The organism is Anabaena sp. WFMT, from assembly GCF_051781005.1.
GTDB lineage: Bacteria > Cyanobacteriota > Cyanobacteriia > Cyanobacteriales > Nostocaceae > Anabaena.
Genome location: NZ_JBPWOA010000002.1, coordinates 435,001 through 450,368 on the forward strand (window position 1 = coordinate 435,001; position 15,368 = coordinate 450,368).

General features: G+C 41.4%; 10 protein-coding genes, 2 tRNA genes and 2 rRNA genes (1 of these 14 running past the window's edge). 6 read left to right on the forward strand and 8 right to left on the reverse strand.

Annotation, left to right across the window (positions count from 1 at the left end; translation table 11 throughout):
• From ACSQ6I_RS02190 to ACSQ6I_RS02205, 4 genes are all read right to left on the reverse strand, one after another.
• Window positions 1–1,167 (reverse strand): 23S ribosomal RNA (locus ACSQ6I_RS02190) (it extends 1,660 nt beyond the left edge of the window).
• 210 nt (window positions 1,168–1,377) lie between these two features.
• A tRNA-Ala gene (locus tag ACSQ6I_RS02195) sits at window positions 1,378–1,450 on the reverse strand.
• 82 nt (window positions 1,451–1,532) lie between these two features.
• Window positions 1,533–1,606, reverse strand: a tRNA-Ile gene (locus ACSQ6I_RS02200).
• 121 nt (window positions 1,607–1,727) lie between these two features.
• Window positions 1,728–3,215 (reverse strand): 16S ribosomal RNA (locus ACSQ6I_RS02205).
• The 16S and 23S rRNA genes sit together here with 2 tRNA genes alongside, the layout of an rRNA operon.
• 306 nt (window positions 3,216–3,521) lie before the next feature.
• Between ACSQ6I_RS02205 and nadC the strand changes: the two genes are divergently transcribed.
• Window positions 3,522–4,385, forward strand: coding sequence for a carboxylating nicotinate-nucleotide diphosphorylase (gene nadC / locus ACSQ6I_RS02210; RefSeq protein ID WP_438888992.1), 864 nt, complete (start codon window positions 3,522–3,524; stop codon window positions 4,383–4,385).
• Window positions 4,386–4,475: 90 nt separating this feature from the next.
• Here the strand turns inward: nadC and ACSQ6I_RS02215 are convergent, their stop codons facing one another.
• Together ACSQ6I_RS02215 and ACSQ6I_RS02220 are read right to left on the reverse strand one after the other, a co-directional pair.
• Entirely contained in the window at window positions 4,476–7,199 is a 2,724-nt protein-coding gene (locus ACSQ6I_RS02215; RefSeq protein ID WP_438888640.1) for a substrate-binding domain-containing protein, read from the reverse strand.
• Window positions 7,200–7,729: 530 nt separating this feature from the next.
• On the reverse strand, window positions 7,730–8,974 hold the full coding sequence (locus tag ACSQ6I_RS02220) for a ribulose bisphosphate carboxylase small subunit (protein ID WP_438888641.1): 1,245 nt from the start codon (window positions 8,972–8,974) through the stop codon (window positions 7,730–7,732).
• 314 nt (window positions 8,975–9,288) lie between these two features.
• On the opposite strand from ACSQ6I_RS02220, the gene ACSQ6I_RS02225 reads away from it, so the two are divergent.
• The 4 genes from ACSQ6I_RS02225 (at window position 9,289) to ACSQ6I_RS02240 (ending at window position 12,704) form a co-directional block, all read left to right on the forward strand.
• Window positions 9,289–9,957, forward strand: a complete 669-nt coding sequence (locus tag ACSQ6I_RS02225) for a ribonuclease T2 family protein (RefSeq protein WP_438888642.1) — start codon at window positions 9,289–9,291, stop codon at window positions 9,955–9,957.
• 354 nt (window positions 9,958–10,311) lie between these two features.
• A complete protein-coding gene (locus ACSQ6I_RS02230) occupies window positions 10,312–10,959 on the forward strand; it encodes a histidine phosphatase family protein (RefSeq protein WP_438888644.1) in 648 nt (215 codons plus the stop codon).
• A gap of 74 nt (window positions 10,960–11,033) precedes the next feature.
• Complete coding sequence (locus tag ACSQ6I_RS02235; RefSeq protein ID WP_438888645.1) at window positions 11,034–12,059, forward strand: glucokinase; 1,026 nt, start codon at window positions 11,034–11,036, stop codon at window positions 12,057–12,059.
• A gap of 42 nt (window positions 12,060–12,101) precedes the next feature.
• On the forward strand, window positions 12,102–12,704 hold the full coding sequence (locus ACSQ6I_RS02240; protein WP_438888646.1) for a hypothetical protein: 603 nt from the start codon (window positions 12,102–12,104) through the stop codon (window positions 12,702–12,704).
• A 349-nt stretch (window positions 12,705–13,053) separates the two neighbouring features.
• Here the strand turns inward: ACSQ6I_RS02240 and ACSQ6I_RS02245 are convergent, their stop codons facing one another.
• Entirely contained in the window at window positions 13,054–13,806 is a 753-nt protein-coding gene (locus ACSQ6I_RS02245) for a hypothetical protein (protein ID WP_438888647.1), read from the reverse strand.
• A 166-nt stretch (window positions 13,807–13,972) separates the two neighbouring features.
• Between ACSQ6I_RS02245 and ACSQ6I_RS02250 the strand changes: the two genes are divergently transcribed.
• Window positions 13,973–14,575, forward strand: coding sequence for a Uma2 family endonuclease (locus tag ACSQ6I_RS02250; RefSeq protein WP_438888648.1), 603 nt, complete (start codon window positions 13,973–13,975; stop codon window positions 14,573–14,575).
• Between the two features lie 287 nt (window positions 14,576–14,862).
• Here the strand turns inward: ACSQ6I_RS02250 and ACSQ6I_RS02255 are convergent, their stop codons facing one another.
• Entirely contained in the window at window positions 14,863–15,360 is a 498-nt protein-coding gene (locus tag ACSQ6I_RS02255; RefSeq protein ID WP_438888649.1) for a hypothetical protein, read from the reverse strand.
• Window positions 15,361–15,368 lie beyond the last annotated feature (8 nt).

Below are 15,368 nucleotides of genomic sequence, written 5' to 3' on the forward strand. Positions count from 1 at the left end.
ACATCGCTTAGCCCCGTTCATTTTCGGCGCAGGAGCGCTTGACTAGTGAGCTATTACGCACTCTTTCAAGGTTGGCTGCTTCTAGGCAAACCTCCTAGTTGTCTATGCACTCCCACCTCCTTTATCACTTAGCGATGATTTGGGGACCTTAGCTGGTGGTCTGGGCTGTTTCCCTCTTGACAATGAAGCTTATCCCCCACTGTCTCACTGGCAATGTGTGCTCTGGGTATTCAGAGTTTGTCTCGATTTGGTACCGGTCTCCCAGCCCGCACCGAAACAGTGCTTTACCCCCCAGATATAATCATTACCGCTGCGCCTAAACACATTTCGGGGAGAACCAGCTAGCTCCTGGTTCGATTGGCATTTCACCCCTAACCACAGCTCATCCGCTGATTTTTCAACATCAGTCGGTTCGGACCTCCACTTGGTGTTACCCAAGCTTCATCCTGGCCATGGTTAGATCACCAGGGTTCGGGTCTATAAACACTGATTATCGCCCTCTTCAGACTCGGTTTCCCTTTGGCTCCAGCATTCTCGCTTTAACCTACCAGTGCCTATAAGTCGCCGGCTCATTCTTCAACAGGCACGCGGTCATCCGTTTAATCGGACTCCCACTGCTTGTAAGCTAATGGTTTCATGTTCTATTTCACTCCCCTTCCGGGGTTCTTTTCACCTTTCCCTCGCGGTACTGGTTCACTATCGGTCACACAGTAGTATTTAGCCTTACGAGGTGGTCCTCGCTGATTCACATGGGATTCCTCGTGCCCCATGCTACTCGGGATTCAGCTACTATCCTTTGACTTTCGACTACAGGACTTTCACCCCCTCTGGTGCAGTATTTAGCTGCTTCGTCTAGCCTCCAGATTCGATATCGCTGTCCCACTACCCCAAAAGGTAAACCCTTTGGTTTAGGCTCTTCCCCTTTCGCTCACCACTACTTAGGGAATCTCTATTTGATTTCTCTTCCTCCAGCTACTAAGATGTTTCAATTCGCTGGGTTGGCTCTTTCCTGCCTATATATTCAGCAGGTAGTACATAGGGTTGCCCCATTCGGATATCTCCGGCTCATAGTTTGCTTCCAACTCCCCGGAGCATTTCGTCGGTAACCACGTCCTTCTTCGCCTCTGTGTGCCTAGGTATCCACCATTAGCCCTTATTAGCTTGACCACTTCAATACATTTGTTCGACTCGCAAACTTTTCTGCTTTCCTGATTCTTTCCTACTCTGTTTTGAGTTTTTCACTCATTACTCGGTACTCTTTACTCAGTACTCAGTTTCGTCTGCCTGCTAATTCGCGTTACTATGCAGTTTTCAAGGTTCTGGCTGGTTTTAATCCAGCAGTCTGACTCTTCGTCAGTTGCTGACTCTTTTCCAATGTGGAGGTTAGCGGACTCGAACCGCTGACATCCTGCTTGCAAAGCAGGCGCTCTACCAACTGAGCTAAACCCCCAAAAACAATTCAAAATTCAAAATTCAAAATTTGAAAATAATTACTTTCAAACTTTGATTTCTAACTTTTGATTTGCTTCAGGTGGGCAATCCTGGACTCGAACCAGGGACCTCACCCTTATCAGGGGTGCGCTCTAACCACCTGAGCTAATAGCCCTTAATGAACCAAATCATAGTCTGAAAGCCATACTTCAAGATTTGTGACCGACCTAGGATAGACCAATTAAGAATCTAATTACTGATTGTGTTCGATATCTCAATGGATTAGGTCTCCCTAAAAAGGAGGTGATCCAGCCACACCTTCCGGTACGGCTACCTTGTTACGACTTCACCCCAGTCACCAGTCCTACCTTAGGCATCCCCCTCCTTACGGTTGGGGTAATGACTTCGGGCGTGACCAACTTCCATGGTGTGACGGGCGGTGTGTACAAGGCCCGGGAACGAATTCACTGCAGTATGCTGACCTGCAATTACTAGCGATTCCTCCTTCACGCAGGCGAGTTGCAGCCTGCGATCTGAACTGAGCTACGGTTTATGAGATTAGCATCACATCGCTGTGTAGCTGCCCTTTGTCCGTAGCATTGTAGTACGTGTGTAGCCCAAGACGTAAGGGGCATGCTGACTTGACGTCATCCTCACCTTCCTCCGGTTTGTCACCGGCAGTCTCTCTAGAGTGCCCAACTTAATGCTGGCAACTAAAAACGAGGGTTGCGCTCGTTGCGGGACTTAACCCAACATCTCACGACACGAGCTGACGACAGCCATGCACCACCTGTGTTCGCGCTCCCGAAGGCACTCTCTCCTTTCAGAAAGATTCGCGACATGTCAAGTCTTGGTAAGGTTCTTCGCGTTGCATCGAATTAAACCACATACTCCACCGCTTGTGCGGCCCCCGTCAATTCCTTTGAGTTTCACACTTGCGTGCGTACTCCCCAGGCGGGATACTTAACGCGTTAGCTACGGCACGGCTCGGGTCGATACAAGCCACGCCTAGTATCCATCGTTTACGGCTAGGACTACTGGGGTATCTAATCCCATTCGCTCCCCTAGCTTTCGTCCCTCAGTGTCAGTTACGGCCTAGCAGAGCGCTTTCGCCACCGGTGTTCTTCCTGATATCTACGCATTTCACCGCTACACCAGGAATTCCCTCTGCCCCGAACGTACTCTAGCCGTGTAGTTTCCACTGCTTTTATCATGTTGAGCATGACTCTTTAACAGCAGACTTACATGGCCACCTGCGGACGCTTTACGCCCAATCATTCCGGATAACGCTTGCATCCTCCGTATTACCGCGGCTGCTGGCACGGAGTTAGCCGATGCTTATTCCTCAGGTACCGTCATTTTTTTCTTCCCTGAGAAAAGAGGTTTACGACCCAAGAGCCTTCCTCCCTCACGCGGTATTGCTCCGTCAGGCTTTCGCCCATTGCGGAAAATTCCCCACTGCTGCCTCCCGTAGGAGTCTGGGCCGTGTCTCAGTCCCAGTGTGGCTGATCATCCTCTCAGACCAGCTACTGATCGTCGCCTTGGTAGGCTCTTACCCCACCAACTAGCTAATCAGACGCGAGCTCATCTCCAGGCAATTAATCTTTCACCTCTCGGCATATCCGGTATTAGCAGTCGTTTCCAACTGTTGTCCCCGACCTGAAGCCAGATTCTCACGCGTTACTCACCCGTCCGCCACTAAATCCCTAAGGATTCCGTTCGACTTGCATGTGTTAAGCATACCGCCAGCGTTCATCCTGAGCCAGGATCAAACTCTCCATTTTGGTTCGTTCTTCTTAAGCTCTTTTGACCGTTTTTACAACCACGGTCAGGTTATTTTCTTTACTGACACAATCTCTTGTTGTATACTGGCTTTCAAACTATAATATTTTCAAGGTTCGGTGTCCCTCCGAGTCCCGCTCTCTCGCGGCTCTCTCTTTGGCACTTATTCAATATATCGAACCTTCTTTAGTTTGTCAACTACTTTGACAAAAAAATCTTGCCCTTTTTTTCTATTCAGCTAAAATCCCTATAGAGTATGGGTTGTAAGCTATAGTCTTAATTTGAAGTCAAGAATAAATAATGAAGTTGTGAATAATGTGGGTGTTTTGCCGCCTTGGCTAGTGTTAGATCCGCTGTTACATGGTTGGTTATTAGAAGATATTGGTAGGGGCGATCGCACAACTGAGTCTCTTTTATCCCAAAATGCAACGCCAGGACAAGCTCAGTGGATAGCGAAAGCGCCGGGAATAATTGCTGGTTTACCGATCGCCGCTAGGGTGTTCCAACTTTTGAATGATCAAGTTAGCTTTGTAAACCTTACTGCTGAAGGAGCAAAGTGTGAACCAGGACAGATGATAGCCCAAATTAACGGTTCATTGGATGCGTTACTTATGGGGGAGAGGGTAGCGTTGAATTTGGCAATGCGGTTGAGTGGAATTGCAACTCTCACTAATATATATGTGGAGAAAATAGCAGATTTACCTGTTCAGTTGGTGGATACGCGCAAAACAACTCCAGGATTGAGAATCTTGGAAAAGTACGCAACTGCTGTGGGAGGGGGAATTAATCACCGTATGGGGTTAGATGATGCAGTGATGATTAAGGATAATCACATTGCTGCTGCTGGAGGTATTGGGGAAGCAATTACTCAGATTCGTTCCCGGATTCCTTATCCCCTAACAGTTGAGGTGGAAACGGAAAGTTTAGAGCAGGTACAGGAAGCTTTAAAGCACAAAGCTGATATTATTATGTTAGATAATATGGCTTTAGATATGATGTTTGAGGCGGTGCAGTTGATTCGCCAGCAGGATCAACGAGTGAAAATCGAAGCGTCTGGGAATGTAACCTTGGAAACTATTCGCGCTGTTGCTGAGACTGGTATTGATTATATTTCTAGTAGTGCGCCAATTACTCAGTCAAAGTGGTTGGATTTGAGTATGAGAATAAAGTGATAGATAGGCAGTGGGGATAGAAAAATTCAACTTATTCAAATCGACAATAAATGAGGAGTGATTACGGCAAACAATAATCACTCCTAGAGTTTAACTTTCTAAACTTTCCTGGGAAAATGTCTTATGGATAGTTTTAGTCTGTTCTCCATTAATGGCAGTTGCCGTCAAAAGATAGTTAAGTAAGCGATCTGAGAAGGGAACACGGAACTGGAAAGTACCATCAGATTTGGGTTTAATGATATGACCATCAATAGTCACTGTTGCACCTGGCTCCGTTGCTCCATGAATAACTAGCTCAGTATCTGCTACAAACCAGAAATCGGCACTAGGGCGCTGAAAAATACGAACAGTACCAGAACGAGCTAGACGCAACCAAGTATTACTACTAGTGACATAACCAATTTCAGTTATGTAGTCACGATTGCTGATAGGAATAGCTACATAACAATCATGGGTTGCTTCTTCGCATTCATACTGCTGCACTAGCTGGGGAATTTGATAACTCAGATCAATATCAGTAGTATCATAAAGTCGGACTGCCAAGAGGATACCTCCTTTTTTCCGCAGTACTTCTTTTTGAGACTCAGAAACATACCAAGAAACATAAGCCCACTTAGGAGTACGGGGTGTAAAAACAATACTACTGTTTGCATTGATATCCAACAAACCAGCAGCTTCTAAGATGTTAGTTTGCCCTTGTAAATCTGATACAGCATAGTCTTGAATGCTATCAATACTAGCTAGGTCTTCTATCTCTGCGCTTGCATTTAGAGCAGACTGATAATTTGTTAGTTGGGGGAGATGAGATGGAATAGATAAACTTGAAGATACGTCTTCTGTCAGATCAGCCTTGAGTTCAGCCTCATCTGCTAAAGTATTGAATATGTCTCCTAACTCATCTGATAACTCAAATTCAGAATTTGAGGATTCCTCTGTTGCTAGTTCTAAATCTAATTCTGCTGGTAGCAAACCTAGCAATTCTGAGAGTGAGGTACTAGAATCTTTATTTGATTTAGCAGTGGTGGCAGTCAGTGAATTTAAAAGTGAAGTGTTAGCCTCAGCATTGGGTGAATTTGCTAGAACATCAAGTAATTCTGAGAGTGAAGTGCTGGATTCAGCATCAGATGAATCTGCTAGTGAATCGATGACTTCTGAGAATAAATTTGTTCCATTTTGATTAGAAGTTGATGCTGGCTCATCGAGTAATTCTGAGAGTGAAGTGCTGGACTCTTGATGAGATAGTACGCCTGGTTCATCTAGTAATTCTAATAGGGAACCAGTGAATTCATCTGTTGGTAGTTCTAAATCGAATACTATTTCTGGAAAATTGGGAACTGAGGGATAAGGAGTATTAACGACTGCTACAGGTGCTTCTGTGTCCCATACTACTTCGCCACAGTCAAGAGCAATTGTTTCAGCCAAGGTATCAAGGTTATTTGTATTACCTGCTGTAGTATTTGTTTCTTTTGCCGTTACGGTTGCTAGACTACCTGCAAAAGTTTCTGCTTCAGTGAAATTTTCTTCTGTGTTGGATATGATTGTGGTCGTGTTTTGAGCTAAGTGAGATTTGCCATTAGTTATAGTGGCGTTATTCACAGGGGGAATAATGCTGTATTCATCTGATGTGTTTGGTGAAATAGTTGTGCTGGAAATTGATGTTTCCATGCTATCTTTTGATCGTTTTCTTCCTCGTAGCCACCAAGTTAAAAAGCCTCCTAAACCAACAACTGGCAGCAATGATAACAGCATCAAAAATATTACATTCCTGTCACCAATAGGATTATTTTCCACAGGATTCACAAACTGCTGCTCGTTACCTGTATTAGCTATCGTAGGTGGAGTAGTTGATATAGGTGTAACTTCTGGTGTGACACTTGTGGAAGTTTCTGTAGTCAACATTTGTAATGCACTAGCAGCGATCGCAGATGCTTCTGCATCTCTAGCTGCATCTATTGTTTTTTGACCTACAGGTGCAGTAGTAAAGCCCAGAAAACTAGCTACCCCTGGACTGGGATTTTGCTTGTAAACATATACTAAAGGCTGGGAAAAGGGATATTTAGAACTATCTGGTGAGATTTCCTGTACTTTTAAAGTTCGCACGTCTTGTAATTGTGATACCTGATTAGCTATCACATAGCTGATGCCATCTGTACCCAATTGTTTAATAATTTGGGCGGTGTTATCTTCCCCTACTTGGGTAGCATTAGCGCCTGTGGAAAATTCACCGGATTTAAAAACTGGATAGTCGCGAAAGGAATTACGAGTATCACTAGTTGAGGGATGATCAATAAACCGAATTTTACCAGATTTCCCTCCTAGTTCTGACCAGTCAGTAATTTCTCCCCGGAAAATTTTGGCGAATTGTTCACTAGTCAAACTTCCTTGAAAGGGATTATTTGCACCAACTATAATCGCAATTTTTTCTCGGCGTAAACGCACTTGCTCTAAACCTTGCAGTTTTTCTTCTGGGGTTAGTCCGCGTGCGATCGCAGCTATATCAATTTTGCCATCTAGCAAAGCTTTGAGTGCAGCATCAGTACCATTGACTCCCAATTCTACCTGTGTACCAGAAAACTGTTTTTCAAAGTTATCTTTCAGGCTTTGGTTGATCATCCCCAAGTTTATGGAACCATCAATCCGCACTTTGGTTCCATTCTCCACTGTTTGCGGTTGTGGGAAAGTGGTAACATCAGGTGCTGATTCTGCCAATACAGGTGCTGACACCAATAGATTTGCTGTCAGTGGGGTGGTAGCTAAAGCCAGCGATAACGCCAGACGAATGATTACACTATCTTTTTTTTCTTCTTGCCACATATGCCCCTTATCAAGGTAAAAGAAATAGTCAAGCAGGCTATTACTCAAGATGTTCTTTTTTATAGAGAAGACGGGCTAATTATACATCCTTGTTATCGCTTTCCCCAGTAACTATAGCAGAGTGCTGAGTTCTGTGAGCAGTAGCGGTGTGTTTAGCCAGTGCTGAGTATAAAGTTATTTTTTGTAAGGCTTTGAGTGACCGGAAGAGGCAGGGGGAAAAGGAGCAGGGAGCAGGGGGAGCAAGCCTTTTCTCCCTGCGTGGGGCGGAGCAGAACATGGGTACAAGCCCCGTCCTTTTAGGACGCTTATATGGGGCGGAGTACAAGCTCAGTCTCAGTCTTTCCCCCTGCCCCCTGCCCCCTTGCCTCTTTTGACCAACACTGTTCTAGCATTTAGTGACTTCAGCTACAAGTTTACTTAAATAAATCCATACTGCTGTCTATGTGATTTAATATGACAGCAATATTCCAAGTTGATGATTTTTCATCACCATTTAAAGTTTACACTTAGGTTCTCAACAAGGATGAGGTTTAATTTCCAACTTTACCATGAGGGCGCTGAATAATAGTTTCCACTACTCGTCGCTTCACCTTGGGATCAACTCCTACTAAGCGCACATATTCACCACTGTATTCAGTTAAACAAGATTCTAAAGTAGAAATAGCATCTGATTCAGCATCAATCTGAACATTACCGCAACTTTGCCAAGAACCAGTGCGAAAGCGGCGTTCATCTACGTGTTCAATACCAATTTTATAACCCTGGGCTAAAATTTGACGGACTTGTGCTTGTGTGTCTAAGGTTAAATGGGTAATTGATGTTGCTGCTTGTGGAATTGGTGGTTGAATACTAGGTGTTTCTGTTAAATTTGACCCTGGTTGAGAAGCTTTACCTCGATTTAAACGATTATATTCATCAACCAAATGAGAAGTTTCGACTCGTTTTTGTTCACCTACCATTAATTTACCGGACTCGATTAAATGCGATAATCCGAAATTAGGCTTTTTAAACTCTGGTGGACCTTCCAAACTGTTAACTACCCGCTGGGATATCTGTTCAAAACCGATTTGATGGATAAATTGGCGGATTTGTTGATCGTAAATGCGCGATCGCAAAGAACTAAAAAAATCAATGGATTGATTTGCAAAAGTATCAACTAACTCTTCAATTTCCCGCTGTGATAGTCCATCAGGTGCAAAAATGCCCCCAACTATCCCCACTTTGTCATCACGGTTGGGTTCCCAGTAGAATTTCTCCATTCGTCCATCACGAATTAATGGCGCATAAAGGGTGCTAAAGTCATTACCTGTGACAATAATCGGGACACGATGCAAAGGAGTTGAATCATAACTTCCAGGCAACTGCACATCTGTGGGATTATCAGCAATATTCATCAGTGTGGCATTTACTAACTGGGTATTAACAGTATATTGAGTACCTTCATCAAAACGTCCAGCACCTGCATCTAAATCATTAATCATCAATACACACATTTTGCCGCGTACTTTGATTAATTCTGCTGTTTCTCGATAACGTAGACGAATTAATCGTGCAGGATCTCCCGCATCTGGACTTTCCAATTCTCCTCCAGATATCAGAGTCACTTCAATACCCATTTTTTCAAAGGCTAACTCACACTGGAAAGTCTTTCCCTCTCCTTTGCGTCCGTGAATGCCTAAAATTAAGGGAACTCGCACACCAGGAAGATGCAAGAAATTTTTGGTAATGTGAACAGCAAGTTTATCAAGAAAGCTGGGAGCGATATAGTAACTCATAAAAATTATCACTAGCGATGGCTTATGAGAATCATCGTAAGTTTTTTTGGCACATATTGTTTATTTATCTTTAGCAGGATCGGGAACTGGTACAAATATAAGTTTTCCCGATTTGTATAATAAGTCCAATTCTCATGCTTTTAATTGGGTGCTGAAATAAAATACTGACATTGGCTGATGCTGCCAGAATTGGACAACAAATGCTGATATTATCCAAGAATAATCAATTTTAACTATTATATGCTTTTTTTCGTTACCAAAATGCTGTAATGTAATTAATAACACTTTTACAACAGGGAGAAATGGTTATTAATATGCAGATAAAGAAACTGGTGATTGCATCTTCTATCTTAATAACTAGTCTGACTTTACCTAATAGTGCCGTTGCACAAAATCCTGGTACTCCAGGTAAATTTGATTTTTATGTACTAACCTTATCCTGGTCTCCTGATTATTGCGCTAAAAATGGTAATCGTGATCCGCAACAGTGCAAACCAGGGAAAAAGTATGGTTTTGTCTTGCATGGTCTTTGGCCACAATACCAAAAAGGTTATCCCGCTAACTGTTCAACTGAAAAATTACCACCATTAGTTAAAGATAAATTTCGCGGTTTATTCCCCAGTGATAAACTTTATAATCATGAATGGGAAAAGCATGGAACTTGTTCTGGTAAAAAACCTATAGAATATCTAACTTTATCTAAACAATTAAAGTATTCTGTCAATATTCCCAATACTTATAAACGGCCTGATAAACCTTTTCGTACTACAGTTAATGATTTAAAAAGTGCCTTTGTAAGTGCCAATAATAAATTTACTGCTAATGGCATAGCACCTTATTGTTCTGATTCAGGTAGGTTTTTACAAGATGTCTTTTTTTGCTATTCTAAAGATGGTGAAGCTGGTATTTGTAGCGAAGAAATTCTGAGACGTTCTCGAAAAAGTTGTGGTCAGACTAATTTTTTGGTGAGAAATGTTAGGTGAAATTGAGGGTGGGGTTTCCCCACTCCTACAGGTTTGACAATTTACTGGTTTTATCTAACTAATATAGGACTCCTATTTGATTTTTGTTGGCGTAGCACTTTGTTCTTAAAAAGTCAGTACACCTTTATTCCTTCTTTCCTGTTCCCTGTTAAGAGTTCCCAGTTCCTTGCCTCTACGACTAATCTCAGTCATCAAACCAGATTCCTATATAAAGGACTTACAGATAAAAAATATCCCAAAAATAATGCAAAATAATCTTAATTATTACGAAATATTACAATTATGTCTTATATTTAGACTTGCACCTGTGTTTTGGGTGTCTATCTGCGTATAACTGTAAAATTATTTTCACCTATGAATCAAATAATCTGGATAGCACGACACGCCAACCGACTTGATTTTGTCAACCCTGACTGGTTCCTCACAGCCGAAAAACGCTATGATCCACCTTTATCAGATGATGGCATGGTGCAGGCAGAACAACTAGCAAAACGACTCAAAAGTGAAAAAATATCCCAGATTTTTGCTTCTCCATTTCTGCGAACAGTGCAAACAGCTAATGCGATCGCAGAAAAGCTAGATTTACCGATTAAACTAGAAACAGGCTTAAGTGAGTGGTTGAATCCAGAGTGGATGACAGAAGAACCAGAAAGACTATCAACCCTAGCTTTAGCGGCATTATTCCCCAGAATTGACACCAGTTACACGTCGCGCATTGCGGCACAATATCCCGAAACCCATGCAAAAGTGCGGGAACGTTCTGGACAAACAGCACGATGTTTAGCATCTGAGTTCTATCCAGATGATATTCTACTAGTAGCGCATGGTGCTTCGGTACTGGGTGCAGCAATGGGATTAGTAGGAGAAATCGCTAAAACCGAGGTTAAAGCTACTTTATGTTCTTTAGTTAAAGTGGTGCGACAAGAATCAGAATGGTTGCTAGAACTAAAGGGAGATACTTCCCATTTGAGCAAAATAGAAGAAGTCGTAAGATTTGTTTAAATCTCTAAATCAGGGATTTTAAATTAATGGCAACTTGATACTCAGCAAAAATAACTAACTGACTGATAATTTTTATGACCTTGTTATTAGCAGGAGACATCGGCGGGACGAAAACAATTTTGCGCTTGGTGGAATCCTCAGACTCATCAGCGTTAAATACCCTGTATGAACAGAGTTACCGCAGTGGGGATTTTCCCGATTTAGTGCCGATGGTACAGCAATTTTTGGCAGCAGCTAAATCCTCAACACCAGAAAAAGCTTGTTTTGCGATCGCAGGTCCCGTGGTGAAAAATACTGCTAAACTGACCAATCTAGTCTGGTTTCTAGATACGGAACGTTTAGCCCAAGAACTAGGAATACTTTCCATCATTCTCATTAATGACTTTGCGGCTGTCGGTTATGGCATTTTCGGTTTAACTAAACAAGATTTGCTGACTTTACAAGCTGGTAAACATCAACCAGAAGCGCCAATGGCAGTTATTGGTGCGGGAACTGGGTTAGGACAAGGATTTTTAATCAAACAGGGAAATCAGTATCAGGTTTTTCCCTCCGAAGGTGGACACGCAGATTTTGCACCCCGGAATGAGTTGGAATTTCAACTTTTAAAATATCTGTTGGATAAACATGATATTCAACGGGTTTCTGCCGAAAGAGTAGTTTCAGGGTTGGGGATTACTTCGATTTATCAATTTTTGCGAGATAGAAAAATAGCCACCGAATCCCCAGAAATCGCTCAAATTGTGAGAAATTGGGAACAAGAAGCGGGACAACAAGAAAAAACCGTTGATCCTGGTGCGGCTATTGGTAGTGCAGCCTTAGCTAAAAGCGATCGCATTTCCGAACAAACCATCCAACTTTTTGTTGAAGCCTACGGTGCAGAAGCTGGAAATCTGGCACTGAAACTCTTACCCCACGGTGGATTATACATTGCAGGTGGCATTGCCCCCAAAATCCTGCCTTTAATGCAAGATGGTAGTTTTATGTTAAATTTTACCCAAAAAGGGAGAATGCGCTCCATCCTCGAAGAAATCCCTGTTCACATAATTCTTGATCAACAAGTAGGATTAATTGGTGCTGCTTTGTGTGCCTCTAGGTTATAAATAGCAGCAACAGTGAAAACCGCATCTGCGAAGGCTACAAATATGACTATCAAATTTTTACTACCTTTCATTGCTGCCACTTTTGTATACAGTGGTTATGTTTCAGCCGAGGCGCGTCAACCTAAACCTGTGGCTTCTCCGAGTAAACCAACTGTTCCTGTAGTAGTGCAGCCAAAATGGAAGATATTCACTCCCCCAGATAAGAGTTTTCAGGTTTTAATGCCAGGAAGACCAAAACCAAAAACGCAAGTTCAAAAAACCTACATGGGAGAAATAAAATTAGAATTATTTGTAGCCCAACCACCGGAACAGGAAGTTGCATATTTAGTAACTTACAACGAATTTCCTTATAGCTATGCTAAGATGACCAGCCCATACAAAATATTGAATCAAGCCGAATCTAATACCTTAAAAGCTACTCAAAGCAATTTAATTAGTCAGCGCAATATTCGCAGTTCTAATGGTCATCCAGGTAAAGAAATTCAGTATATAGATTCGGCTGGTAAGGTAACTACAAATAGGATGTATGTTGCTGAGGGGCGTTTATATCAAGTAATGGCGATAGTCTCTAAAAAACAGCGTCCAACTTTAGGTAAAACCATTACAGGATATTTGAATTCTTTTCAATTAGTTGTGAGAAAGTGAGAACTATTTACCCTCAGATTAGAAGTCTGGGGCTTTTTAAGTAAAGTCCGCACAGGCGGGCTAAGTATTAAGAATTTATAAAACCGCGAAGACGCAAAGGACGCGAAGGAAAGAAAGTTTCAGAGAAATTTTGAGTAAGTCTTGAGAATGATATTGTCACGAACGGGTAATTGCTGAAGATTTTAGCAATTGCATATCTGTATCCGATACTTGTCGGTTAAGCTCAAAAAATGAAATTACGTAGGTTGGGTTGAGGAACGAAACCCAACATTTACAGGTATTTGTTGGGTTTCACTATCGTTCAATCCAACCTACAAAAATTCTTAACCGAGCAGTATTGTATCTGTATCTAACCACCAGATGATAGTAATTTCTGAATATTATGAACTTGATTAATTAATTGAGGTACTAACCACTCCTGTGTTGTGCGACTTAAAGTTACAATTGCACCGAATTTACCAACCCACTCAACAACATCTTTGAAGGTACTTTTTTCTCTATCTTCCTGGGTAATTTGAATACTACCTATAACAATTTTTCCAACAGTAGCATTGACAGTTTCACGCAAAGCTTCGGGATCTTCAAATGATAGTTGACGTATAGCTTCACAAAGTTCTTCCAGTCTTAATTTAAGGAAAATTTTGGTATTATCTTCTAGATCAGAAGCATCAACTTCTTGTAAAAGAGATTGGAATTTTTCTAAAAATTCTTGTAGTTCAGATTCTGAAATATAAGATTTATTGGCTTCGATTGTAATAGAATCTGCACATATATCTAATAAATAAACCAGGTTTTGAGTAACTATCCGCTCTCTGACCTGAGGCCAAGTAAGATTAAACCCTAAGTCAAAAAATATATTTTGCAGAGACTGAATTGGCTTTAGATAAGAATGAATATTTTTTCCAGTTTTCAGGTTTTCTACAACTTGCTCTGCTTCGCGCAAAATTACCATGAATTCTATCAATAGTTGCGACCTACTACTTAGATTATTGGCCTTAATATATTTCTGGAGAACATCACCTGTTGAAAATTCATTTTCACCGTTTTCAACTGCATCTTTAAGGATGTCGTGTAGCCGTCTAACTGGATTTAATTCTTCCATTTTCTACACTCCCACAAGAATACTTGTACTATTTTAGCCCATGAACTGAATTATATACCAGTAATTCGCTTTGAGTAATTGCCGAAGAAAAAATCAGAACCAGTACAGGGAAGATTGTCTTAAAGCTTCGTTAAAATAAAATCACCTGCTGTCACAATGTAAATTTATGACTTACAGCCCTGCCAAACTCCTCACTTTCGAGCAATTTCTAGTTGAGTATGGAGACAACCCCCGTTACGAACTCATTGACGGAGAACTGCGTGATATGGAACCGACGGGACCTCATGAAGAAGTTTCAGGAAATGTTGCTGGTAGAATTTATGCTGAAATTCTGCGTTGTAATTTAAACTGGTTGATTCCAAAAACTTGTTTGATTAAGCCACCTGCTGCGGAAGCAACAGCACTACGTCCAGATGTTATTGTTCTAGATAAAACAAAACTCAGTCATGAACCACTTTGGCAGAAAGAACCTATTATTTGTAATGGTAATACTATTCATTTAGTTGCTGAAATTGTCAGTACTAATTGGCAGGATGATTATGCAAGAAAAGTTGAAGAATATGCTTTTTTGGAAATACCGGAATATTGGATTGTAGATTTCCGTGGTTTGGGTGGTTTGCAATTTATTGGTAATCCCAAACAACCTACTTTCACAGTCTGTAAACTAGTTAATGGTGTATATCAGCAGCAACAATATCGTTTGGAAGATACTATTTTCTCTTCTCTGTTTCCCAATTTACAACTCAAACTTGATGATATTATGCCGTAATAATTCGTAATTCGTAATTCATAATTTCAGATTACAAGCCCCTAACTTTAGTTATGGAAACTCAAAAAATGTATTTAAAAAGCTGTAAAGGTGAGAGAAGACTTTCACCTTTTTTTACTAGAGTAAGCCACAAAATAAATGATCCTGTTTTGTCATGCTGAGTGTAGCAAAGCGAAACGAAGCATCTCGGAGGATTCTTCACTACACTTCGTTTCGTATGGCTAACGCCACACTTCGTGAACAGAATGACATTGGGTATTTCTTTTTGTGGAGTTCTCCTACAGAAATTATCTAGGTGATGGAGATGTCACCGCTTTTGGTTTTGAACGTTCTTGTTGATAAAAACGGACAACTTTCTGCACATAATCACCTGTAAAACCTTTATCACAACCTGTATAAAGTCCAGTCATCCACCAACAAGCAGCACCACGGACAGCAGCAGTTTCATTATTATTTGTAGCTTGAAACTGGTTAGTTAATTCACGTTTTGTAATGCAAGAAATAACTTGACGTGCTGTTTTAGGATCATTTTCAAACTGCGTTGGTGTTAATTCTTTTTTCAAACAAGTTTTTGACCAACCTTTGAGAGTTCCTGGTTTAACTTGCCATGCACTGTAATATCCACTATTTGGCTTTTTTGTCTGGGGTGCAGCAAGTCGCAAAGCTTCTACCATTGCTACAACTTGGCTATCAGAAACAGGCTGTTTTGCTTGAGCCAATAATGGCGATAGTCCTAAACTGATCATAACTCCGGCAAGTAGAAATCGCATTGGTTTCTTAATCATGATTTTCT